The sequence below is a fragment of the Pseudomonas sp. RL_15y_Pfl2_60 genome, from assembly GCF_963970595.1.
GTDB lineage: Bacteria > Pseudomonadota > Gammaproteobacteria > Pseudomonadales > Pseudomonadaceae > Aquipseudomonas.
Genome location: NZ_CAXAOE010000001.1, coordinates 293818 through 315369, shown reverse-complemented (window position 1 = coordinate 315369; position 21552 = coordinate 293818). Strand labels below are relative to the sequence as shown.

The 21552-nt window shown below is 55.8% G+C and carries 22 protein-coding genes; 10 read left to right on the top strand and 12 right to left on the bottom strand.

Translation table 11 applies throughout. The features are described 5' to 3' along the window. Window positions 1-39: 39 nt before the first annotated feature. From AACY26_RS01560 to AACY26_RS01540, 5 genes are all read right to left on the bottom strand, one after another. Window positions 40-1371, bottom strand: coding sequence for a deoxyguanosinetriphosphate triphosphohydrolase (locus tag AACY26_RS01560; RefSeq protein WP_339510324.1), 1332 nt, complete (start codon window positions 1369-1371; stop codon window positions 40-42). Window positions 1372-1469: 98 nt separating this feature from the next. Next, a complete protein-coding gene (locus AACY26_RS01555; RefSeq protein ID WP_339510322.1) occupies window positions 1470-2630 on the bottom strand; it encodes an EAL domain-containing protein in 1161 nt (386 codons plus the stop codon). Window positions 2631-2758: 128 nt separating this feature from the next. Continuing rightward, entirely contained in the window at window positions 2759-3085 is a 327-nt protein-coding gene (locus tag AACY26_RS01550; protein ID WP_339510320.1) for a hypothetical protein, read from the bottom strand. After that, the gene (locus tag AACY26_RS01545; RefSeq protein ID WP_339510318.1) at window positions 3082-3465 is read right to left on the bottom strand and encodes a phage holin family protein; all 384 of its coding nucleotides are present in this window, start codon (window positions 3463-3465) and stop codon (window positions 3082-3084) included. The genes AACY26_RS01550 and AACY26_RS01545 overlap by 4 nt, the downstream gene beginning before the upstream one ends. Before the next feature lie 17 nt (window positions 3466-3482). Beyond that, window positions 3483-3797 carry a DUF883 family protein gene (locus tag AACY26_RS01540; protein ID WP_339510316.1) on the bottom strand — a complete coding sequence of 105 codons (315 nt, stop codon included), beginning with the start codon at window positions 3795-3797 and terminating at the stop codon, window positions 3483-3485. A 371-nt stretch (window positions 3798-4168) separates the two neighbouring features. Here AACY26_RS01540 and AACY26_RS01535 point away from each other — a divergent pair, with 371 nt between their 5' ends. Next, on the top strand, window positions 4169-5377 hold the full coding sequence (locus tag AACY26_RS01535) for an ammonium transporter (protein ID WP_339510314.1): 1209 nt from the start codon (window positions 4169-4171) through the stop codon (window positions 5375-5377). 55 nt (window positions 5378-5432) lie between these two features. Here AACY26_RS01535 and AACY26_RS01530 read toward each other — a convergent pair whose 3' ends face one another. After that, window positions 5433-6701 carry an OprD family porin gene (locus AACY26_RS01530; RefSeq protein ID WP_339510312.1) on the bottom strand — a complete coding sequence of 423 codons (1269 nt, stop codon included), beginning with the start codon at window positions 6699-6701 and terminating at the stop codon, window positions 5433-5435. Between the two features lie 379 nt (window positions 6702-7080). Here AACY26_RS01530 and AACY26_RS01525 point away from each other — a divergent pair, with 379 nt between their 5' ends. Beyond that, window positions 7081-7317 carry a glutaredoxin family protein gene (locus AACY26_RS01525; RefSeq protein ID WP_339510310.1) on the top strand — a complete coding sequence of 79 codons (237 nt, stop codon included), beginning with the start codon at window positions 7081-7083 and terminating at the stop codon, window positions 7315-7317. A gap of 43 nt (window positions 7318-7360) precedes the next feature. Beyond that, on the top strand, window positions 7361-8245 hold the full coding sequence (locus AACY26_RS01520; protein ID WP_339510308.1) for a chemotaxis protein CheV: 885 nt from the start codon (window positions 7361-7363) through the stop codon (window positions 8243-8245). A 58-nt stretch (window positions 8246-8303) separates the two neighbouring features. Here the strand turns inward: AACY26_RS01520 and AACY26_RS01515 are convergent, their stop codons facing one another. Then, on the bottom strand, window positions 8304-8525 hold the full coding sequence (locus tag AACY26_RS01515; protein ID WP_339485713.1) for a YgdI/YgdR family lipoprotein: 222 nt from the start codon (window positions 8523-8525) through the stop codon (window positions 8304-8306). A gap of 68 nt (window positions 8526-8593) precedes the next feature. Beyond that, window positions 8594-9196, bottom strand: coding sequence for a molybdenum cofactor guanylyltransferase MobA (gene mobA, locus AACY26_RS01510; RefSeq protein ID WP_339510306.1), 603 nt, complete (start codon window positions 9194-9196; stop codon window positions 8594-8596). Between the two features lie 68 nt (window positions 9197-9264). Between mobA and moaB the strand changes: the two genes are divergently transcribed. Beyond that, window positions 9265-9804: a molybdenum cofactor biosynthesis protein B gene (moaB, locus tag AACY26_RS01505; protein ID WP_339510304.1), complete on the top strand. Its 540-nt coding sequence runs from the start codon at window positions 9265-9267 to the stop codon at window positions 9802-9804. Then, complete coding sequence (locus AACY26_RS01500; protein WP_339510302.1) at window positions 9801-11015, top strand: molybdopterin molybdotransferase MoeA; 1215 nt, start codon at window positions 9801-9803, stop codon at window positions 11013-11015. The genes moaB and AACY26_RS01500 overlap by 4 nt, the downstream gene beginning before the upstream one ends. On the opposite strand, the gene gliR is transcribed toward AACY26_RS01500, so the two are convergent. Beyond that, complete coding sequence (gene gliR, locus AACY26_RS01495) at window positions 11012-12037, bottom strand: AraC family transcriptional regulator GliR (protein WP_339510300.1); 1026 nt, start codon at window positions 12035-12037, stop codon at window positions 11012-11014. The genes AACY26_RS01500 and gliR overlap by 4 nt on opposite strands. A 127-nt stretch (window positions 12038-12164) precedes the next feature. Next, window positions 12165-12863, bottom strand: a complete 699-nt coding sequence (locus AACY26_RS01490) for a pirin family protein (protein WP_339511675.1) — start codon at window positions 12861-12863, stop codon at window positions 12165-12167. 306 nt (window positions 12864-13169) lie between these two features. Here AACY26_RS01490 and yegS point away from each other — a divergent pair, with 306 nt between their 5' ends. After that, on the top strand, window positions 13170-14066 hold the full coding sequence (gene yegS, locus AACY26_RS01485; RefSeq protein WP_339510298.1) for a lipid kinase YegS: 897 nt from the start codon (window positions 13170-13172) through the stop codon (window positions 14064-14066). Window positions 14067-14209: 143 nt separating this feature from the next. Continuing rightward, window positions 14210-15136 carry a chemotaxis protein CheV gene (locus tag AACY26_RS01480; RefSeq protein WP_339510296.1) on the top strand — a complete coding sequence of 309 codons (927 nt, stop codon included), beginning with the start codon at window positions 14210-14212 and terminating at the stop codon, window positions 15134-15136. 24 nt (window positions 15137-15160) lie between these two features. On the opposite strand, the gene AACY26_RS01475 is transcribed toward AACY26_RS01480, so the two are convergent. Beyond that, window positions 15161-15568 (bottom strand): DUF1499 domain-containing protein, encoded by a 408-nt coding sequence (locus AACY26_RS01475; RefSeq protein ID WP_339510294.1) that lies wholly within the window; start codon window positions 15566-15568, stop codon window positions 15161-15163. A gap of 130 nt (window positions 15569-15698) precedes the next feature. Here AACY26_RS01475 and AACY26_RS01470 point away from each other — a divergent pair, with 130 nt between their 5' ends. Then, window positions 15699-16505, top strand: coding sequence for an MOSC domain-containing protein (locus AACY26_RS01470; RefSeq protein WP_339510292.1), 807 nt, complete (start codon window positions 15699-15701; stop codon window positions 16503-16505). A gap of 64 nt (window positions 16506-16569) precedes the next feature. Here AACY26_RS01470 and AACY26_RS01465 read toward each other — a convergent pair whose 3' ends face one another. Then, the gene (locus AACY26_RS01465; RefSeq protein WP_339510290.1) at window positions 16570-18498 is read right to left on the bottom strand and encodes a transglycosylase SLT domain-containing protein; all 1929 of its coding nucleotides are present in this window, start codon (window positions 18496-18498) and stop codon (window positions 16570-16572) included. Window positions 18499-18813: 315 nt separating this feature from the next. On the opposite strand from AACY26_RS01465, the gene AACY26_RS01460 reads away from it, so the two are divergent. Together AACY26_RS01460 and AACY26_RS01455 are read left to right on the top strand one after the other, a co-directional pair. Beyond that, window positions 18814-20736 carry an ATP-binding cassette domain-containing protein gene (locus tag AACY26_RS01460; RefSeq protein ID WP_339510288.1) on the top strand — a complete coding sequence of 641 codons (1923 nt, stop codon included), beginning with the start codon at window positions 18814-18816 and terminating at the stop codon, window positions 20734-20736. A gap of 109 nt (window positions 20737-20845) precedes the next feature. After that, window positions 20846-21532 (top strand): DUF6901 family protein, encoded by a 687-nt coding sequence (locus AACY26_RS01455; protein ID WP_339510286.1) that lies wholly within the window; start codon window positions 20846-20848, stop codon window positions 21530-21532. Window positions 21533-21552 lie beyond the last annotated feature (20 nt).

Genomic DNA, 21552 nt, shown 5'->3' with positions numbered 1-21552 from the left:
CAGTCTTTGGTGTGGTGATCTGTGTTTATTTGCCATGGATTACACCGGACTTGAGCGTCCCGTCATTTCACGGGCCATTTCAGTAGCATAGCTGTCAGTCATGCCTGCGATGAAATCGATCATGCGCAAGAAGGACGTGTACAACGGCCCATTAGGGTCGGGTGCATTGTTGCCAAGCAAATCAAGGATGCGTCGATGCTTGAATGAGGGGGTACGGCCGCCATGTTGTTCCAGGGCCGCGCCGCAAAAGGCATTGAGGAGAATCTCCAAGGTGGTATAGGCGCCGATTTCATGCAGGGTTTTGCGCTTATCCTGGAAGATTTTCTGGCGGGCCATATTTTTCGCGCTCTGCACGCAGCGTTTAGCCGGGCCGTGCATATGCTCGACAAGATCCCCCTGCAAGGTGCCGGCAAGCAGGGCATCGTGCTGTTCGACAAATGCATGGGCGGCGGCATTGGTCAGGTGTTCGATGGCTTTGCCCCGCAGGATGGCAAGTTTGCGTCGACGCGAGTCATTGGGGCCCAGTTGACGGTAGGTCTGCGGCAGGTCATCGCCAACCAGATCCAGCAACACCGCCTCAACCTCGCTGTATTCGAGCAGCTCCATTTCCAGGCCGTCTTCAAGGTCAATCAAGCCATAGCAGATGTCGTCTGCTGCCTCCATCAGATAAACCAGCGGGTGGCGTGCCCAGCGCTGTTCTTCGATTTGCGGCAATCCGAGCTTGTTGGCGATTTGCTCAAGTAATGGCAGCTCGCTCTGATAGCAGCCGAACTTGTGTTTCTTATAACCCTGGGCTTCGGCATGGCGAGCCGTCCAGGGGTACTTCAAGTAAGTGCCCAGGGTCGCGTAGGTCAATCGGGTGCCACCGTCGAACTGGTGATATTCGAGCTGGGTGAGCACACGAAAGCCTTGGGCGTTGCCCTCGAAGCTAAGGAAGTCACTACGCTCGACGCTTGTCATCGAATCAAGCCAGCCACGCCCGGCCGCTTGCTGAAACCAATGCCGAATCGCGTCTTCACCTGAGTGGCCAAAGGGTGGATTACCAATGTCGTGCGCCAAGCAGGCAGATTGCACGACCATGCCCAGGTCGCTGGGCTCGCACCAGTCGGGCAGTTTGTCGCGAATCATTTCGGCTACGCGCATACCCAGTGATCGGCCCACGCAGCTGACTTCAAGTGAGTGAGTCAGGCGCGTATGGATGTGGTCGTTGCTGGAGACGGGATGAACTTGGGTTTTGCGACCCAGGCGACGGAATGCGCCTGAGAAAATGATCCGGTCGTGATCTTTATGGAACGGACTGCGGCCTAGTTCTTCAGCGCTATGAGACGGCTTGCCCAGTCGTTCGCGGTTTAACAGTGTTTGCCAGTCCAAGGCAGCTCCTCGCCGTTACGTGGCTAATATTGCTAGCTTCAGGGTAGCAGCGTCTCCCTGCAAGGGGGTAGTCGGAGAAATGCATGCAAAAGAGTGATTTAAAAACCAGCGGCGTCAATATCGACCAGTATCAACCGGTTGTTATCGATAAATTTACCTGCGGTTAGGCAATACTGGTTGCTGGTCGCATCGCGGTAGACCGTTGACAGGATCAGGCGTCGCTCATCCCAACCCTCGGCAAGCAATTGGTAGAAATAAGGTCGCCACGACCAGTTGTGGCCAACATAACGGCTATCGGTGTGCCAGCCTGCGTTTCGCCACTCATGATTGGGGGAGAGCTGTGTGCCTTGGCTGTCGCAGATAAAGACTCGTCGCAACCAGGGATAAGCGTCCGGCGCGGGCAGTTGTTCACGGCTGGCTCCCCTGTGCGCCCACAGGTATAGCTCTGCCATCAGTAAACTTAGATGTTTGCGTAATTGCATAAGCTGTGCGCGCTCATGCAGTTTGTGTTTGACGTACTGATTACGTAGCTGGGCAAAGTGATCGACAAAGGCGTCGGTGGCGAAGAATTCCAGTTCTGGTTTGGCAAACAGGTATCCCTGAACGTAGCGTGCGCCGCACTCCAGGGCAAAGCTGAGTTCTGCTTCGGATTCAACACCCTCGGCGATGATCCAGCATCCGGTGCGCTCGGCCATCTGTGCCAGTGCCTTTACAATTTGTTCACTGGGGCCGCCAAGCGCTGCGGCCTTGAACAAGCGCATGTCAAGCTTGAGGATGTCAGGTTGTAGGGCCAGTACTCGATCAAGCTGCGAATAGCCGGCGCCAAAGTCATCAATCGCAACCCGCGCCCCGGCTGCCCGGTAGGCCGCTACCACCGCTGGCAGGCGTTGGCTGGCGCCTCCCAATTCGGTGATTTCGAACACCACGCGTTCAGGTGCAACACCACTTTGTTGCAATTGTTTGAGGCTGGGCAGCGGTTGACCAATGCGCAAGCGGCTCACCCAGCGTGGTGAGATATTCAGGCTGAGGAACCACTCGCCAGGCGCTTGGTGAAAACGCTGCAGGGCTTGCTGGCGGATGGTTCGGTCAAGCCTGCGCAAGCCGGGTAGAGGTGTTTTGGGGTCGCTGAAAAGAGGTCCGGCCGAGTGCAGTTGCCCCCTGTCGTCACGGAGCCGTGCGAGCGCTTCAACACCTGCAATCTGCCCGGTAGCAGTGTCGATAAAGGGTTGAAATACAACAGTGGGTTGACCGTCGAGCACGCAGGCATCCTTGGTTTAGGGTCTTAAAACAGCGCCAAGACATTAAGCTGCCGAGGCGACATTCAAGAGCTAAAGCAAGAACGTGGCCAATCTGCAAGCAGCAGGACACAAAGACTGAATGGCGTGCGCTAGTGGCTCGCTGGGGGCTGGTGCCGGGGAGGGGTACGGCGTAACAGTGGCAGGGCAATCAGGGCGATTTTAATCCAGCGCCGCCAGTTGCTTTTCTTCAGGCCCAGGCCCGCAAGCAGCACTGCGCCACCGGTAATCCACAATGATGAACCGCCGCCTCTCAACTGGCTGCCAAAGCTCTTGGCCTTGCGCAGTGGTTCCAGCATTACCAAGGTTTCGTGGCGCAACTCCTGGCGATGCATCTCCAGGCGCATGCGTAGCATGGCTTTGCGCAGTTCACGGCGTGATGCATTTACAGGCAGTTGCGGCAATGGCGTCTGGTTCATGGCAACAATTGCTCACGGTCACGTGCAAGTTCTTCAAGGCTTGCACTAAAAGGACTCGGGGCGTTGCGCAGATAATTGATCAGTGTCACCAAGCTAATGATCAGTGCCACTGAGTAAAACACACACAAGCCAATTATCACTGGGATGCGGTAATCATCCCAGAAGCAGATCAACAGGGTTGCCGATAATCCTATCACCAGCAGCAAGCCAAAAACCAAGCTCAAGCTGGTGAGCAGCAGAAGGCGAACTGCGTGAGTCTGCTGCTCCTTGAGCTCTTCTCCGAACAGGGCCGCATGGCCCTGCAGGAGCCCTAACAGGGCACCTGCAAATCTGCGGGGTGAAGGATTGTTCCCGGTACTGGGCTGTGATCTGGCTTCCATGTAATAGAGATGTCCGTTTAGCGTTTGGTTATCAACATACCCAGTAGCATACCAACACCGGCAGCGATACTAATAGATTGCCACGGGTGGGTTTGTACGTAGCCTTCGGTTGCGTCGACGGCAGCTTTACCGCGCTCTATAACGGCTTCTTCAGCTGAGTGCAGGGTGGAGCGTGCGCGATTCAAGCTGTTGCGAATCTGATCACGCAGTTCTTCGCCTTGATCGCCTGCGAGGTTAGCCGATTGCTGGAGCAGTGACTCAGTGTCACGTACCAGTGCCTGGAATTCGTTTAGCAGTTCATCTTGGTTCGAAGCGGTTTTTTTACGTGCCATTTCTACTCTCCTTGATGTTTTAGAACGCCTGTGTACTTCGAGTGGCATTCGTTAGAAGGGTTCAATCTGATATCACCAGGCGACCCTGTTATTTGTTTGGTACAGCGCTTGCATTGTCCTGGTGCGAGCCTGGGCGCATGCGCGCCTAATTGGGGCTTTTAGATCGCTCGGCTTAGTGCTTTGGTGCAAAGCTAACCCATTAATAAATAAAGACTAAGTGCAATTTAGCTAAATTCGGGCAGCACGCAATTGGCGCATCTGGAGCGATTGTTCTGATTCGCTTTTAATTCAGACCGCCTCTTGTTGGTGCGCGTGTTAATAAAAAGATCCGAATTGGTGCTCTTGGTCTGTAGACGGAGTTTTACTTGCCGATGGAAAACATCAACAGTGCTGTAGAGACGCTGATTCATGGTTCCAACACCCTGTTTATTCTGCTGGGTGCTGTCATGGTTTTAGCGATGCATGCCGGATTTGCCTTCCTTGAAGTGGGTACGGTACGTCAGAAAAATCAGGTCAACGCCTTGTCGAAAATTCTTTCCGACTTTGCGATTTCTGCATTGGCCTATTTCTTTATAGGCTATTGGATCGCATACGGCGTGACATTTTTTCAGCCTGCAACGGTGCTGACCGAAGGCAATGGCTATGCCTTGGTCAAATTCTTCTTTCTATTGACCTTCGCTGCGGCAATTCCGGCGATCATTTCCGGTGGTATTGCCGAGCGGGCAAAGTTTGGTCCGCAACTATGCGCAACGGTGCTGATTGTTGCGTTCATCTATCCCTTCTTCGAGGGGCTGATCTGGAACAGCAACTTTGGCTTTCAAGCCTGGCTTGAAGCACAATTTGGTGCGGGTTTTCACGACTTCGCCGGTTCCGTGGTGGTCCATGCAATGGGCGGCTGGCTAGCATTTGGCGCGGTGATTTTGCTGGGGCGCCGGGATGGACGTTATCGTGACGGCCGTCTGGTGGCATTCGCGCCGTCGAATATTCCCTTCCTGGCGCTGGGCTCCTGGATATTGATTATCGGCTGGTTTGGTTTCAACGTGATGAGCGCACAAACCCTTGGCAGTGTCAGCGGTCTGGTTGCAGTCAACACCTTGATGGCGATGGTCGGCGGCACCATTGCTGCGCTGTTTATCGGCCGCAATGACCCAGGCTTTTTGCACAACGGCCCGCTGGCTGGCTTGGTCGCCGTGTGTGCAGGCTCAGACCTGATGCATCCGGTAGGGGCCTTGGTGACGGGCGCCATCGCCGGTGCCTTGTTCGTCTGGGCATTCACTGCAGCGCAGGCAAAGTGGAAAATTGATGACGTGCTCGGTGTGTGGCCCCTGCATGGCTTGTGCGGCGTTTGGGGCGGCATTGCCTGCGGCATATTTGGTCAGCAGGCGCTGGGCGGTCTTGGCGGGGTAAGCATGATCAGCCAGTTGCTCGGTACCGGTCTTGGCGTGGTTGTGGCCTTGATTGGTGGTTTTGCTGTGTACGGTTTGCTGAAAGCGACCATGGGGATTCGCCTGAGCCAGGAAGAGGAATACAACGGTGCCGATCTGTCGGTTCACAAGATTGGTGCTGTAAGCCCGGATTGATGATTCACAGGCAATAAAAAGCCCGGTCATCCCGGGCTTTTTATTGTGTTGCCGCTTACTGCAAGGCCAGTGTGTAGCTGACAATCAGGCGGTTTTCATCCAGGTCATTGGCAAAGTTGTTGCGTACTGTGGCGTTACGCCATTTGATTCCCAAGTCCTTCAATGGACCGTCTTGGAAGACGTAGGCGATGTCGGTGTTGCGCTCCCACTCTTTGCCATCTTCATTGGTTGTCGCACTGAGTTGGTCGATATTGTCACCGCTGAGATAGCGCGTCATAAAGGTCAGGCCGGGAATGCCCAGGCCAGCAAAGTTGTAGTCAAAGCGTGCCTGCCAGGATTTCTCGTCCTTGTTGGCAAAATCACCGATTTGCACATAGTTGACCAGAAACGGATCGGTGCTGTTGATGTAGGCGTAGCCGGTGTCGCCACTCATTGACTGATAACCCAGGCCAAAGCTGCTGGAGCCAATGGCGTAGGTGAACATGGCGCCGAATGCGTTGTTGTCGACGTTGGTATTGCCATCGTCCGTGGAGCGTGCATAGCGCAGGTCAGTTTTAAGACTTTGCTTGTCGCCAATCGGCAATAGGTGGACCAGGTTGACGATGTGCTGCTTGTAGATTTCTTCCAGCTCACCATAGTTGTAGCCGGTGGTGAGGTTGTCGGTCCATTTGTAGGAAACCCCGGCAAAATTGAAGTCGTCTGCTTGGCTGCCGCCCAGGTCAAAATTGCGCTTGCCGCCGCCGTTGATGCTCAGGTCTTCAAAGTTGGATGAGTCGCGCTGGTTTTGTTCCTTGATTACACCGCCATCAATATTCAGGCCGGCAATCTCTTGTGAGTTGAGGTGCCCGCCGAGGAAGGTTTGCGGCAGCAGGCGCGAGTCGTTTGCCGAGATGGTAGGCAGTTTGGGGGTCAGGCCACCAAACTTGCCGACAGTCTTGGATATTCTCACTTTGGCGGTGGCGGTGGCTTCGGAATAATCATCTGGCGCTTCATTGCCGAAACTTCCGGGTAGCAGGCCGCTGCCTGTGCGATCAGGTGATGAATCAAGCTTCAGGCCAAGCCCTGCATAGGCATCAAGACCAAAGCCGACAGTCCCTTCGGTAAAGCCTGACTCGGCTTTAACAATAAATCCCTGTGCCCATTCTTCGCGTTTTGACTGCTGGGCTGATGTGGTATCACGCAGATCACGGTTGAAGTAGAAGTTACGAGCCTCGATGGTAGCTTTGCTGTCTTTGAAAAATTCAGCATGGGCAATCGTAGGCAATGCGCAGCAAGCGCCTAGCGTGGCTACAGCCACAGCACGGGCAAGGGGAGTTCGAATCATTATTGTTTTCTCCTCAAGTGGGTGCGGGACCATCTGGTACGGCGCTGTTGAATAAAGCATGAGATTTGGCGGTCTGCTTTTAGACTTTAGTCGGCGTGCCCCTTGCCCAGTATTTGCGGTGCTTGCCAGCAGGTCATTTGCAGGCATTTAGCAGTTCGTCGGGTTGGCTGCAGAGCGCTGCGGCTTTGCCGTTAAAGTTTTCCGTGAAGCAGCCGTCAACGTTATTTAGAGCGCTAGGGGAAAGTTCAAAACCCCGGTTTTGCACTGTCTGGCCGGGTGTATTGATTGGGCGGGCGATAGCAGGTTCCTGGATGTATTGGGCGGCAGCTGTGTTTAAACTGCTGGCTTCAAAGCCTGAACTGAAACAGGAGATCCTCAAATGCTGCCCGAATGCCAACTCTTTGGCACCCTAGGATGCCACCTGTGTGATGTGGCCGAAGCATTGCTGATGCCTTTTGTCGAGCACGGTCTGCTGGTCGAGCTGGTCGATATTGCCGAAGACGAGGTATGGGTCGAGCGCTACGGTTTGCGCATTCCAGTACTACGCCGGTGTGATACCGGGGCTGAACTGGATTGGCCATTCGAGGCTGAACAGGTGGTCGCATTTCTGAGCTGAATATTCCGCTCAGCATTATTTAAGGACCAAGGGGAGTGACGCGGTGAGTGCAGTTTTAGGAGATTCCTTATCGCTGCTGTTGTTTCGTCTGCACAGTGGTCGTTTATTGGGGATTAACCTGCTTAAGGTTAATGAAATTATTGCCTGCCCGACGTTGACCAAGTTGCCTAACCGGCATCCGCATGTGCGGGGCATTGCCAGTTTACGCGGCGCCTCACTGACCGTTATTGATCTGGCCCGAGCCATAGGTGAGCGCGGTAATAACGCGAGCCAAGAAGGCTGCCTGATCGTGACCGAGCTCAGTCGTTCACGCCAGGGCCTGCATGTGCAGAATGTAGAGCGCATCGTGCAGTGCTCGACCCGGGATGTTAAGCCGCCGCCCGCCGGGTCCGGGAGCCGTGCCTTTATCACCGGAGTCACCCAGATCGACGGTGCAATAGTGCAGGTGCTCGATATCGAAAAAGTGCTGCATGACATCGCCCCGGCTGAACCCGAGGAAATTGATGATTCGCTGATCTCCAGTGCTGATCTGCAAATGCTGGAAGGACGGCGGGTACTTGTGGTCGATGACTCGCACGTGGCGTTGCATCAAACGGTCAATACCTTGCGCAAACTGGGTCTTGATTGCCAGTCAGTGCGCAGCGCTGGTAGTGCATTTGCAGTATTGCAGGAGCAACACCAAGCGGGCACGCCGATAGAGGTTTTGGTTTCAGATATTGAAATGCCAGAGATGGATGGCTACAGCCTGGTGCGTGAGATTCGCAAGACCGCTGACATCGGCCACACCTATGTGTTGTTGCACACATCGCTCGATAGCACGATGAACACTGAGAAAGCGCGTTCTGTCGGGGCAAACGATATGTTGACTAAATTCTCAACGGTAGACTTGAGCAATGCACTGGTCAGGGCATTCCAGGCGCTCAGCTAGGCGGGGTACAACTGCACAACCGAATGCTGCCTGTGCAACATTCGGTTGTGGTAGATGCTTACAGCTCTTTAACGGTGCGGACTTCGTCTTTGTTGACGCGTGCGCGCTTGCCATCAAGTTGCTCGAATTCGTAGAAGCCTGTGTCATCATCAAAGTCAGGCTCGTCAACAGTCTGAATCTCACGACCGTCGTTGAGGGTGATTACCGTCGGTGAAGCGCAGCCTGCCAGAGTTGCGAGGCCCAGGGTCAGAAATAGTGCTGCGATTGTCCGTTGGCTCATGGTGGATCTCCTCATGGGTTTGAAATTGCGTACCAAACTTAAGATAGGCTGCTGGCGCCAAAGTTCCGTCAATTTCCGCGATATTGCTTGATCGTGGGGGTGTCGAGGAGCTCGGGCGTATTTATGTTGGCCAGCCGCGGATCCTGATCAAGGCAGTCCAGGGTGCGTGGATCGAGGCTGCGCAACCAACGCTGCGGGCTGCGTTCACCGGCCAGCCATGCATTTTCCAACTGATTGCTAAGCTGGCCTGGAATCACGCTAAATAATGGCTCCAGGTATTGCCCTTGGCGCACCACCGCAGGCGCATCCCCGGCAAGCGCCATCAGATCCGTTAGCAGCTTTTGATCGAGCATCGGCGCATCACAGGGCAGCACCAGCATATGTGTGTGGCGTGCCACTTTCAGCCCTGCGCGGATACCTGCCAGCGGTCCTTGGAAATCGTTGTCGTCATCCGCCACGATCTGGTCGGCATAGGCTGCGTACTGGGCGTTATTGCGATTGCAGGAGATGATCAGGTCATCGCTCAGCGGGCGCACCAGGTCATGTAGCCAAGCAATCAGTGGTTGCTCATGCCAGAGCACCAGCCCTTTATCACGGCCGCCCATGCGTTGACCGCGGCCACCAGCCAGCAGCAATATCGAGCAGGCGTTGATTGGGGGTGGGGTTGACATAGTGCAGTCTCTCAAAGTGAGCCTGTGATATAACATTGCCCCATTATTTGAACAACCGGAAGTCTGTTATGGGCCATAAACTCGACACCGCATTTGTCCCGTTGAACATCGCCGTATTGACCGTTAGCGACACCCGCAGCCTGGATTCGGACACCTCGGGTCAGACCTTGATTGATCGTCTTGAGGCGGCTGGCCACACCCTGGCGTGCCGCGTGTTGCTCAAGGACGATCTGTACAAGATCCGTGCACAAGTGGCGACCTGGATTGCCGAAGATCAAGTGCAAGTGGTGTTGATCACCGGTGGTACGGGTTTCACCGCACGCGACAGCACGCCTGAAGCGGTGAGCTGCTTGCTGGACAAGCAGGTTGATGGTTTTGGCGAGTTGTTCCGGCAAATCTCGGTGCCCGATATCGGCACCTCGACTATTCAGTCCAGGGCCTTGGCCGGTTTGGCCAATGGCACCTTGGTGTGTTGCTTGCCGGGCTCGACAAATGCGTGTCGTACCGCGTGGGATGGGATCCTTGCCGAGCAATTGGATGCCAGCCACCGCCCTTGTAATTTTGTTCCCCACCTCAAACAAGCTGCCGCTTGCGAGAGCCGTGGATGAGCGGTTGTGATCAGCCGGGATTGCTGCCGGTAGAAGTTGCTCTGGAGCGGTTATTGGCGATGGCGGATGCGACGCCGATCGACCAAATAGAATCGGTAACGCTGGAACAGGCCGATGGTCGAGTGCTCGCCGAAGCGCTGATTTCATCACTGGATTTGCCGCCTTGGGCAAACAGCGCAATGGACGGTTATGCGCTGCGCCTGGCTGACTGGCAAGGCGAGCCACTGCCTGTCAGCCAGCGTATTCTTGCAGGCACCTTGCCGTCAGCCCTTGAGCCCGGCACCTGCGCCCGGATATTTACCGGTGCGCCTTTGCCAGCAGGCGCGGACGTCGTGGAAATGCAGGAAAATGTGCAGTTGGGCGACGATCAACGCGTCAGTTTCAGCCAGAACATGCGCTTCGGCCAGAACGTTCGGGCGCAAGGCCAGGAAACCAAAGTCGGCGACTGCGTCTTGCCAGCAGGTACACGCCTGGGGCCGATCGAGCTGGGGCTGGCGGCATCGCTGGGGGCTGACCGCCTGATGGTTTATCGACGGGCTCGGGTTGCGGTGTTGTCGACTGGAGATGAGTTGATCGAGCCAGGCCAGGCGCTGGGTCCGGGACAGATCTACAACAGCAATCGTCGCCTGCTGTGCACATGGTTGCAGCGCTTGGGCTGCGAAGTGGTTGATGCCGGGATTCTGGCCGATGACCTGCAGCTAACCCGTGACGCATTGGCTGCGCTCAATGATGTGGATCTCATTCTTTCAACCGGCGGCGTTTCGGTGGGCGAGGCTGATTTTCTCGGCGCTGCACTGCGCGAAGAAGGCGAGCTGGCGCTCTGGAAGCTTGCAATCAAACCGGGTAAGCCGCTGACCTTTGGCGCTTTTCGAGGCGTGCCGGTGTTGGGCTTGCCCGGTAACCCTGCTTCTACCTTGGTGACTTTTGGTTTACTGGCGCGCCCTTATCTGTTGCGGCGCATGGGTGTTTCCAAGGTCGAGCCGCTGGGTTTCCCGATGCCTGCCGGATTCGTTTGGAGCCATGCTGGTAACCGCCGTGAGTACGTGCGTGCGCGGATCGAAAATGGCCGGGTGGTGATGCATCCGAACCAGAGTTCCGGTGTGCTGCGCAGTGCGTCATGGGCCGAGGGGCTGGCTGAAATCCTAGAGGGCAAGACCTTGGCTGAGGGCGATAGCCTGCGGTTTATCCCAATGAGTGAGATTCTCGGTTAGCGGGTGGGGCGATGCGCTTGCCGATATTCGCCAGGCGTTTGCCCCGTCCAGATTTTGAAGCTGCGGTGAAACGAACGCGATTCACTGAAACCCAGGTAGCTGGCGATCTCTTGCACCGGCAAGTCGCTGCGCAGTAAATAGTGCTCGGCCAATTCCTGGCGCAACTCATCAAGGATTGATTGATAGCTTGTACCCGCTTGTTGCAAATGCCTTTGCAGGGTGCGCACCGTCATATCGAATCGCTCGGCAACCCGCTCTTTACGCGGCAGCCCATCTTTGAGCAGCAGGCGCAGCGCGCCCTTGACCCGTGCCGTCAGCGGCTGGTCATCATCCAGTTTTGCCATCAACGCCAGCGCATGCTCTTCCAGCGTGCGCAGCAGGTTTGGATCCGCCTGGCGCAGCTCAATGGCGAGTAATTGATTGGGAACTATCAGCGCATTGCAAGGTTGTTCGAACAACACCTTGCAGCCAAATGCCGATTGGTAGACTTCATGCTGCATGCCGTTCGGCTGGGCATGCTCAAACCATACCGCTGCAGGTGAGTAGTCCTTGTCGGCTATCCAGCGGGCATACAGCAGCCATGACGCCAGTACATTTTCAACCATGTGCCGGCGGATGAGGGGGGCGTCGTGGCGGCAACTCCAGATCAGTCGGGTGTACTCGGCATCGCTTTCAACACGGCTGACACCCATGTCGCCGACCAGCTTTTCGTAGGGCACTATTCGGCTGATTGCTTCACCCAGCGTGGCGCAGTTGAGGGTGATATAGCCCAGTACGCTCCATGATCCCGGCTGCACATAGCGGGCACTGTGCAGGCCAAACAATGGGTCGTCACACTGGCTCAACAGATACTTGAGCAAGCGTTCATGGCTGTCACCGGGGATGCGTTTGGCGTTGTCGTTCAGGTCTTCGCGGGACAGGTGTGCAGCCTGCAAGGCCAGGTCGGTATCAATGCCCAGAGACTCGGCATGACGCAGGTACTTAAGCAGGGCAGGCGCTGCAGTGAAACCAAGGCTGTTCATGTTATTAGGCTCAATCGCCAATCCGATTGTTGGCTGCGGGCCAGTATAAGCAAATAGATCTAAATAGCCGAGTGGTGCCTCCAGCCGTCAAGTTGGCTGGAGGCTTGTGCAGGCAGTAAAGCGCTGGTCATGCAACGTCCACCAAGACAATTTCAGTGTCTTCGGTCGCTGTTACATGCAGTACATCAATGTCACGAACAGCAACGCCATCGCGAGTTTGAGCAGCAACACCGTTGACCTCGAACGCACCTGATGAAGCCACCAAATAGGCTTTGCGCTCAGCACCAAGTACATACTCAGTGGATTGGCCGGCCTTCAAGGTCGCAGCGGCTACTCGTGCATTGGCCCGGATAGGCAGCGCATCCTGGTCGTCGTTGTTACCGCTTGCCAAGGTCACGAAACTGCCAGCGCGGTCGCCTTTGGGGAAAGGTTTGGCGCCCCATGATGGCGGTGAATCAAACTGATTCGGTGTGATCCAGATCTGGAAGATTTTGGTTGTGCTGTCTTCCAGGTTGTATTCACTGTGGGCAATCCCGGTGCCTGCACTCATTACCTGTACATCACCTGCCTCGGTACGGCCATGGTTGCCCAGATTGTCTTTATGGGTAATCGCACCCTGGCGCACATAGGTGATGATTTCCATGTCGCGGTGTGGGTGCGGTGGAAAACCCGAGTGCGGGGCGATTTCATCATCATTCCACACCCGTAAATCACCCCATGCCATACGCTGCGGATCATAGTACTCGGCGAAAGAAAAATGGTGGCGAGCGTTCAACCAGCCGTGCTCGGCGCCGCCGAGATCTGCAAAAGCGCGAACTTCAATCATTTCGATATCCTCAGTGAGTGATACGCAACCGGCAAGCGGTGGGCGTTTGGTCATGAGGCTAGTTTCTATCAGTTTAGCTGTTGCTAAAAGCGCTGTTTTTGCATTATATGAATCGAATTATTCGATTGTTTTCTTGAGTCATCACAGCTTTGACTCAGGCTTGGGCGAAGAATGTGCTTCCAACGCTGAAGAATATTCGGCGGGCAGAGACAAATGAGCGCCGCTGTGGTCTGTTAACAAGGTATATGGGCATTTGTTCTTTATCGTATCTACCTACCGAGCTTTAGGTTCTACAAGGAGCAGTCAATGAGTGAACGCAAAGCGCTGTTGATTTTGCATGGCAAGCAGTCAATGAACGAAGTATTGCGTGATGCCATCTATGCCAAACGCAAGCAGGGTTGGGAGATTGCGGTCAGGGTTACCTGGGAAGCAGGTGATGCGCAACGCCTGGCCCGCGAAGCGCTCGCCGAAGGCTACCAGACACTGATTGCCGGTGGTGGCGACGGCACTTTGCGTGCGGTTGCCGAGGTGATTGCACTTTCCGACAGCGATGCCAGTTTGCTTTTGCTGGGCTTGGGCACTGCCAACGACTTTGCCACGGCTGCCGGTGTGCCGATTGATCTGAACGAGGCCCTTGATTTACTCGACATTGAGCCTACAGCCATTGATCTGGGCGAAGTGAATGGGCAGTTGTTCCTTAACATGGCCACCGGTGGCTTTGGCACCAGTGTGACAACAAGCACCCCGGAAGACTTGAAGAAATTGCTCGGCGGCGCGGCCTATTTCCTGACCGGGTTGAGTCGCTTCGCTGAAGTCCACTCGGCGTTTGGGCGTTTCAAGGGGCCAGATTTCAACTGGGAAGGCGAGTTTTTAGCGTTGGGTATTGGCAACGGCTCCCAAGCGGGCGGAGGCCACGTGCTGTGTCCGAAGGCGCGGATCGATGACGGTTTGCTCGATGTGTGCATAGTGCCCGCTGCGCCAGACGTGGTTGGCACGCTGGGGACTATGTTGTCAGGCTCCATGAATGGTGTCGAAAGTGTGTCGCAGATGGCTCGTGTCGCCTGGCTTGAGGTGGAGGCGCCAGAAGGCCTGGATCTCAATCTTGATGGCGAGCCGATGAGCGCCAGCAAATTGAGCTTCAAGGCCCGCGCCAAGGCGCTGCGTGTGCATTTGCCAGTCTACTCGCCACTATTAAGTCATTGAAAAACGCCCTGCACTTGCAAATCTTGCAGTGCAGCGGCGGCTTGCAGGCTGATGGATTTTTCCAGGGCGCGCTCCAGTTATGCAAAGGGCTGCCGATACAGCATCTGTAGTCGGTGTTGATGCCTACATAACAGGAGCTTGCAGTGGCCGGAATTCTCGATTCGGTAGACCAGCGTACGCAGTTGGTGGGTGAAAATCGTCTGGAAATTCTGATGTTCCGTTTGAACGGACGTCAGCTGTTTGCGATTAACGTTTTCAAGGTGCAGGAAGTCCTGCACATGCCCAAGTTAACCTTGATGCCCAACCGTCACCGCTGTGTTTGTGGGGTGGTTAATCTACGTGGCAAAACCTTGCCCGTGATTGATCTGTCGCAAGCGATCGGCATGCGCCCAATTGTGCCAACCGAGCAAAGCACCATCATCGTGACCGAGTACAACCGCTCAATCCAGGCGTTTCTGGTGGGAGGGGTCGAGCGCATCATCAACCTCAATTGGGAGGCTGTACTGCCACCACCGGGTGGAGCAGGGCGTCAGCATTACTTGACGGCCATTACCAAGGTTGAAGAACAACTGGTTGAGATCATCGATGTCGAGATGGTCTTGGCCGAAATTGTGCCTTACAGCGCCAAAATCTCAAGTGATCGCCTGAATGACCCGCTGCTCAATAACGCGCGTGGGCGCGAGGTGCTGCTGGTCGATGATTCCAGTGTTGCGCTGTCTCAGTTGCGTGAAACCCTCGGGCAGCTGGGAGTGAAGATGCATGTCGCCAGTGATGGGTTAAAGGCACTGAACATGCTCAAGGGCTGGGCCGATGCAGGTGAGGTGCTGACGGACAAGCTGCTGATGGTCTTTACCGATGCGGAAATGCCAGAGATGGACGGCTATCGCCTCACCACCGAGATCCGCCAGGATCCGCGCTTGGCCGGTTTGTATATCGTATTGCACACCTCGCTGTCGGGCAGCTTTAACGATGCCATGGTCAAGAAGGTGGGGTGTGATAATTTCTTGTCGAAATTCCAACCCGACAAATTGGTTGATGTGGTGCGTCAACGCCTCGAACTGGATGCCTGAACCCTTCAAGAACCGCGCGGCCGTTTAAGGCCGCTTGGCTAATGCCTCGCGGATCGTTTCAATGCGCTGGCGATTCACCCCCAAGTCTGAGTAACCCAGGCGTGATGCTGAGCGCACCTCGACTTGATGCTCGCCAACCAGGAATTCAACATCATCGACAAAGCGCAGCACTGCGCTGGTGAACTCAAATCGCAGGTAATTGCCCTCGGCTTTGGTCAGCGTCGCCCGGGGTTGCTTGGCAATAACCTGCAGCAGCAGAGCCTGTGTTTCGGCGGGGTCGCCATTGAGCGCCAGGGGCGCAATCTTATGTTCACTGTCGCTTGCCTGGCTGTTTACGCAGTTTGGCGAGCTGGGGCATGGCTCGAAGCGCCCGGCATGGACGCCTAGGCTGGTCGGTGGGCTGGCGCTGCAAGCACTGAGTGCCAGGACCATCAGCAGTGGTAGTTGCCCTTGTAAAATCCTGCGCGCACCCCTGCCATGTGCTGTTTTTGGCGTTATTGGAGGCTTGTGAGCGTCGACGCATGCTCGTATAACAAGGTTTTCAGTTTTGGAGTGCTGGCTCATGTTGCATCTCTCTGGTCTTTACCGTTATCCGCTTAAGTCTGGCGCTGCCGAACCGCTGCAAGACACTCAGTTGGATTCGCTGGGTGTGCAAGGTGATCGTCGTTGGATGGTAGTCGATGCGCAGAGCGGGCGCTTCATTACCCAGCGCCTTTTAGGCCAGATGAATCAGATAAAAGCACGCTGGCAAAATGCTGATGAGTTGCTTCTGAGCGGCCCAAACATGCCAGATCTACCGGTTGCGGTGCCGCAGGGCAGCGAAGATTTGCGCGGTGTGCATATCTGGCGTGACAGTTTGCGAGTACCGGACGCCGGTGATGCCGCCGCGCAGTGGTTGAGCCAGTTCTTGCAGCGTGATTGCCGGCTGGTGTACGTCGCGCCAGAACGGGCCCGGCAGATCGACCCGGTGTATGCTGAGATTGGCCAGAAAGTGGCTTTCCCTGACGGTTTCCCATTGTTGCTGATTGGCCAGGCTTCGCTGGAGGATTTGTCCAGTCGGGTAGGGCGTGACCTGGAAATGCTGCGTTTTCGTCCCAACCTGGTGGTCGAAGGCAGCGAGCCTTACGCGGAAGACAGCTGGAAGCGGATCGCCATCGGTGGTATCGAGTTCAAGGTCGCCAAGGGTTGTTCACGTTGCATCATGACCACCCTTGACCCGGTGACAGGCGAGCGCAGCGTCGACCGCGAGCCACTGACCACCTTGAAAACCTATCGGCAGGTTGAAGGCGATGTGTTCTTTGGGCAAAACCTGATTGCCTTGTCCTCGGGGGCGTTGGAACTTGGCATGCCCGTTGAAGTGCTCGAATAAACACTGGTGCAGGCTGTAAAAGCAAAAGGGGCCTTTCCGGCCCCTTTTTGCTGCTGATCAACGCTTATTGATCATCAAAGTACCGCTCATGCCAGGCGATCAATGGCTGTGGTGCGTTAAGTTTTTCGCCATAGATGACGGCATATGAAAGCACGTTCTGCACGTATTGACGGGTTTCGTCGTAGGGGATGTTTTCAACCCAGACATCGTAAGGCAGATGGTCGGCGCCACGCAGCCACTGACGAACACGACCAGGTCCCGCGTTATACGCCGCAGTCGCAAGCACTCTATTGCCGTTGAATTGTGCGTAGATCTGGCTCAGGTAGGCCGCGCCAAGCTGAATGTTGACCGAAGGGATCAGCACGTTGTTCGGGTTGCTCAGCGGAATATCGTAACGGCGCGCAGTTTCCTTGGCCGTTGCGGGCATCAACTGCATCAGGCCCATGGCCCCGGCAGGAGATTTTGCATCCTCCATGAAGGCGCTTTCCTGGCGGGTGATCGCAAACACCCAGCTGGAATGAAGGCCGCGTTTCTTGGCTTCATTGTTCAATGAGGAGCGATGGGTGATCGGGAAGCGAACATCGAGATCATCCCAGTACTTGGCCAGGCTAATGGTGCGGATTGCCGGGAAGTACCATTTCAGCTCATAACCCAGGCGTGCTTGAGCGACCAGCTCGTCGCGGCTGAACTGGCGGCTAACGTGATACCACTCACGGCGGCCATCGACAATCTGGCCTCGATCGTGGAATTCCAGGGCACGCTGGATGCCCGGTGTATTGCGCACTTTCTTGACGACATTAGGGTCCAGTGCCAGCGGCTTGTTATTGAACTTGTAGGGCACCTTGACCTGATCGGCAGCCATAAAACCGTAGAAATCGCGTTCAGTCGCCAGGCTACGGTAAAGCTTTGCCGGTTGCGCGCTGTCGGGCTTGGCCAGTTGCAAGCTGCGCGCAGCCCAGTAGCGCCAGCGGCTGGTGTGGGCCAGTTCGGTCGGCATTTGCTGAGTCAGCTTGTAGGTTTCCTCCCAACGGCCCAGGCGCATCAGCAACCGTGCGCGCCATTCGCTGACAGTGTCGTTTTGCAGCTTGGGGTCGTACTTGGCCATGACGGCAAGCGCCCGCGGGTCAAAGTTTTTGGCGAGGGACAAACCCACTTCGCGAGCGATTGAGAGCTTCTCCGCATCAGAGAAGTGCATGCGCTCGGCATAGCTATCGAGCAGGCTCAGGGTTTTTTCCGGGTCTTGGCGTGCCAGGCGGCGCAAACCCAGGCCGACAATATCGGACATTGGCTCATCGACTGGGGTAAAGCGTGCGGGATTGCTTAACAGTTGCGGCTTTTGCGCAACTTCAATCAGCAACTTGCCTTCTTCGCTGAGTGTCGGGGAGTTTTTCGTCAGGTAGCTGGTGAGGCCATAGTTACGAACTTCAGCGGCCAGTTTGGCACGCTGCCAGCGTTTGCTTTCGGTCAACTGGCCAGCCGCTGCCCATTCGTCGAACAGGCGATCACAAGCCTCGGGTTGCGACTTACCCACCAGCCAGAGTTTTTCCGCTGCGGCGTAACCTTCAGCTACCTTGCCGTGGCTCATCAGGTAGCGGCCATTGAGGCAGTCGAGTTCGGTGAAGTTCAGCCCCGGGTCGTAATATTTTGCAAAGGTCGCCCAGTCGCCACGCTCGGCCAGCCAGCGTAGCCAGCGCAGTTTCATCCAGTTGGCCTGGGGCAAGTCGCCGTGATCAGCTAGAAAACGCTCGATTTCGGCATTGCTGGCAGATTTCAGTCGTGCGGTCAGTTCGGTGTAAGCCAGATAGGGCTCAAGTGGATAGTCACTCAGAGCACTTGCATAACGCCGGTACGGACCGCTGTCACCTTTATCAAGGGCGCGCTTGGCCTCATCGTAATATAGGCGTTGCTGGCTCAAGCTTGCGGCCTGTGCAGTGGACAGCGCTGTGGCCGAGACAATCAGGCAAGAAAGTAGTTTTAACAATCGGCGGGACATGACACTTCCGGGTGTGGGGTCAATTGAGCACCGTGCATCTTGGTGCTTGATTGCCCTAGCTTAGCTGTTTGCCTGGGGTGGGCGAAAGCCGGTTGGCCGCTTGCAGCGCTAATAATGAAAAATGCCCGCAATTACTAGGCTCAACTCGGTTAGAATGCGCGCCCAGTTTTTTATCGGCGCATTAAGGCCCCGATAATCAAATTTCGCGATGCGAACACTGTATTCAAAGGCGTTACCCGCAGTTGCTGACTAAATTGCGGTTTTTCTCCGAACAATAGTGCTAGCGCATTCGTTGCATAAATGTTGAGGCGTACCATGACCCTGCTTAAGTTCACCGATGTTTCCCTGGCGTACGGCGCCATGCCGCTGCTGGACAAGGTGTCTTGGCAGATTGCCAGAGGCGAGCGGGTTTGCATAATTGGCCGTAATGGCACAGGCAAATCAAGCATGCTGAAGTTGGTCAAGGGCGACCAAAAGCCCGACGACGGCGCTGTGTGGCGCGCGCCCGGACTTAAAATTGGCGAGTTGCCACAAGAATTGCCCCGTGCCGATGGTCGTACCGTATTTGATGTGGTGGCCGAAGGTCTGGATGGCGTCGGCGCGTTGCTCGCTGAATACCATCACCTGAGCCAGAACATCCACAGCGATGCTGATCTCGATAAGTTGATGCATGTGCAGCAAGACCTTGAAGCGCGCGATGGCTGGCGCTTGCAGCAATTGGTCGACAGCACCTTGAGCCGCTTGCAGCTGCCAGCTGACAAGACCCTGGCTGAGCTTTCCGGTGGCTGGCGCCGCCGCGTGTTGCTGGCCCAGGCATTGGTTTCTGAACCTGATTTGCTGTTGCTCGATGAGCCAACCAACCACCTGGATATCGGTGCGATTGCCTGGTTGGAAGAGGCGCTGGTTGGTTTTCAGGGTGCGGTGCTGTTTATTACCCACGACCGTTCATTCCTGCAGAACCTGGCTACACGCATACTCGAACTGGATCGTGGCGGCCTGATCGACTGGAACGGCGATTACGCAAGCTTTCTGGTGCACAAAGAGGCCACGCTGGCCGCTGAAGAAACCGCCAACGCCCTGTTCGACAAGCGCCTGGCGCAAGAGGAAGTGTGGATTCGCCAAGGCATCAAGGCCCGTCGCACCCGTAACGAAGGCCGTGTACGGGCGCTCAAGGCTCTGCGTGTCGAGCGCAGCGAGCGTCGTGAGCGCACCGGCAAGGCCAATATCCAGCTTGAAACAGCCGAGAAGTCTGGCAAGCAGGTGATGGTTCTTGAAAATGTCAGCTTCGCTCATCCTGACGGGCCGATGCTGGTCAAGGATTTCTCCATGGTGCTGCAGCGCGGCGATCGCATTGGCTTGTTGGGGGCTAACGGCACAGGCAAAACCACCTTGCTCAAGCTGATGCTGGGCGGCTTGCAGCCAACCAGTGGTTCGGTCGTGGAAGGCACGCGCATTGACGTGGCTTATTTTGATCAGTTGCGTCATCAGTTGGATCTGGAAAAAACCGTTATCGACAACGTTGCCGAAGGTCGCGACTTTATCGAGATTGATGGTCAGAACCGTCACGTTCTTAGCTACCTGGGCGACTTCCTGTTTAGCCCGCAACGTGCGCGCACGCCGGTCAAGGCCTTGTCCGGTGGTGAGCGTGCACGCCTGCTGCTGGCCAAGTTGTTCAGCAAGCCTGCCAACTTGCTGGTGCTGGACGAACCGACCAACGACCTCGACGTTGAAACCCTTGAATTGCTCGAAGAAGTTCTGCTGACGTTCCCGGGCACCGTATTGATGGTCAGCCACGACCGGGCATTTCTCGACAACGTAGTGACCAGCACCCTGGTGTTCGAAGGCGAGGGCCGCGTGCGTGAGTACGTCGGCGGCTACCAGGATTGGATTCGCCAAGGCGGTTCGGCCCGGTTGCTGGGTGTTGGTGAAAGTAAAGCAGGTAAGCCTGAGCTGGCCTCGGCAGTGGTTGCGGCCCCTGAACCGGTTGCTACGCCCGCACCAGAGCAGAACGCTCCCGCCAAGAAAAAGCTCAGCTACAAACTTCAGCGTGAGCTGGAGGCATTGCCGGCACAGATTGATGCTGTCGAGCAAAAGATGGCTGCGATTCAGGCGCAAATCTCTGATCCGGCTTTCTACCAGCAGCCTGCTGAGACAACAGCCGAGGTCCTGGCTAAATTGCCGGTGCTGCAAGAGGAACTGGATCACTTACTGGAACGTTGGGCAGAGCTGGAAGGCTAATTCTCCGATAGTCTGGGCTGTCTTGAATATAAGGTCCCAGTCCTCGTCCTAGAGGGCTGGGCATGTATGCAGTCGTTGACTGTAGCGCTTACATATGCCGGAGAGTTTCATGTCTATCGAGTACCGCATTACTCTCGACGACAGTCATCAGTTTAGTTATCGCATTGAGCTGGATCGTGAATACGACCCCGTTGAAGCAAGCAGTGCCCCGGCCTGGACTCGCCTGAGCAACCAGCAATGCAGCAATTGCCCTTTGAGCAAAGACAATTTCAGTCATTGCCCGGCAGCGGTCGACCTGCATCGCGTGGTTGAGGATTTTCAAGGTTTGCCAGCCTTCACAAAGGCTATGGTCTGGGTGCGCACGCCTGAGCGTGAGTACACCAAGCATGCGGGGCTTGAAGAAGGCCTGCGGGCTTTGCTTGGGGTGATAATGGCAACCAGTGCTTGCCCGGTACTGGGTAAGTTGAAACCGATGGCGCAGAATCATCTGCCCTTTGCCAGTAATCAGGAATTTATCCTGCGCGCATTTTCGCTCTATTTGTCTCGCCAGTACTTCAATTCGCGAGAAGGGCGCCATGCTGATTGGGAGTTGAAGGGGTTGGTGCGCATGTTCCAGCAATTGCAGCTGGTCAATCAGGCCTTTTGGCAGCGCATTCACGATACCTGCAAGGGAGACTCCAACTTGAAGGCGTTCCTGACCTTCTTTTCGATGTCTTCGAGCATGACCTATTCGTTGGAGACGCAACTGCAGAAAATCCGGCCAATGGTGATGAGCGCAGGTGAGAGTCCAGAATAAACTCGCCTGGGCCTGCTGGC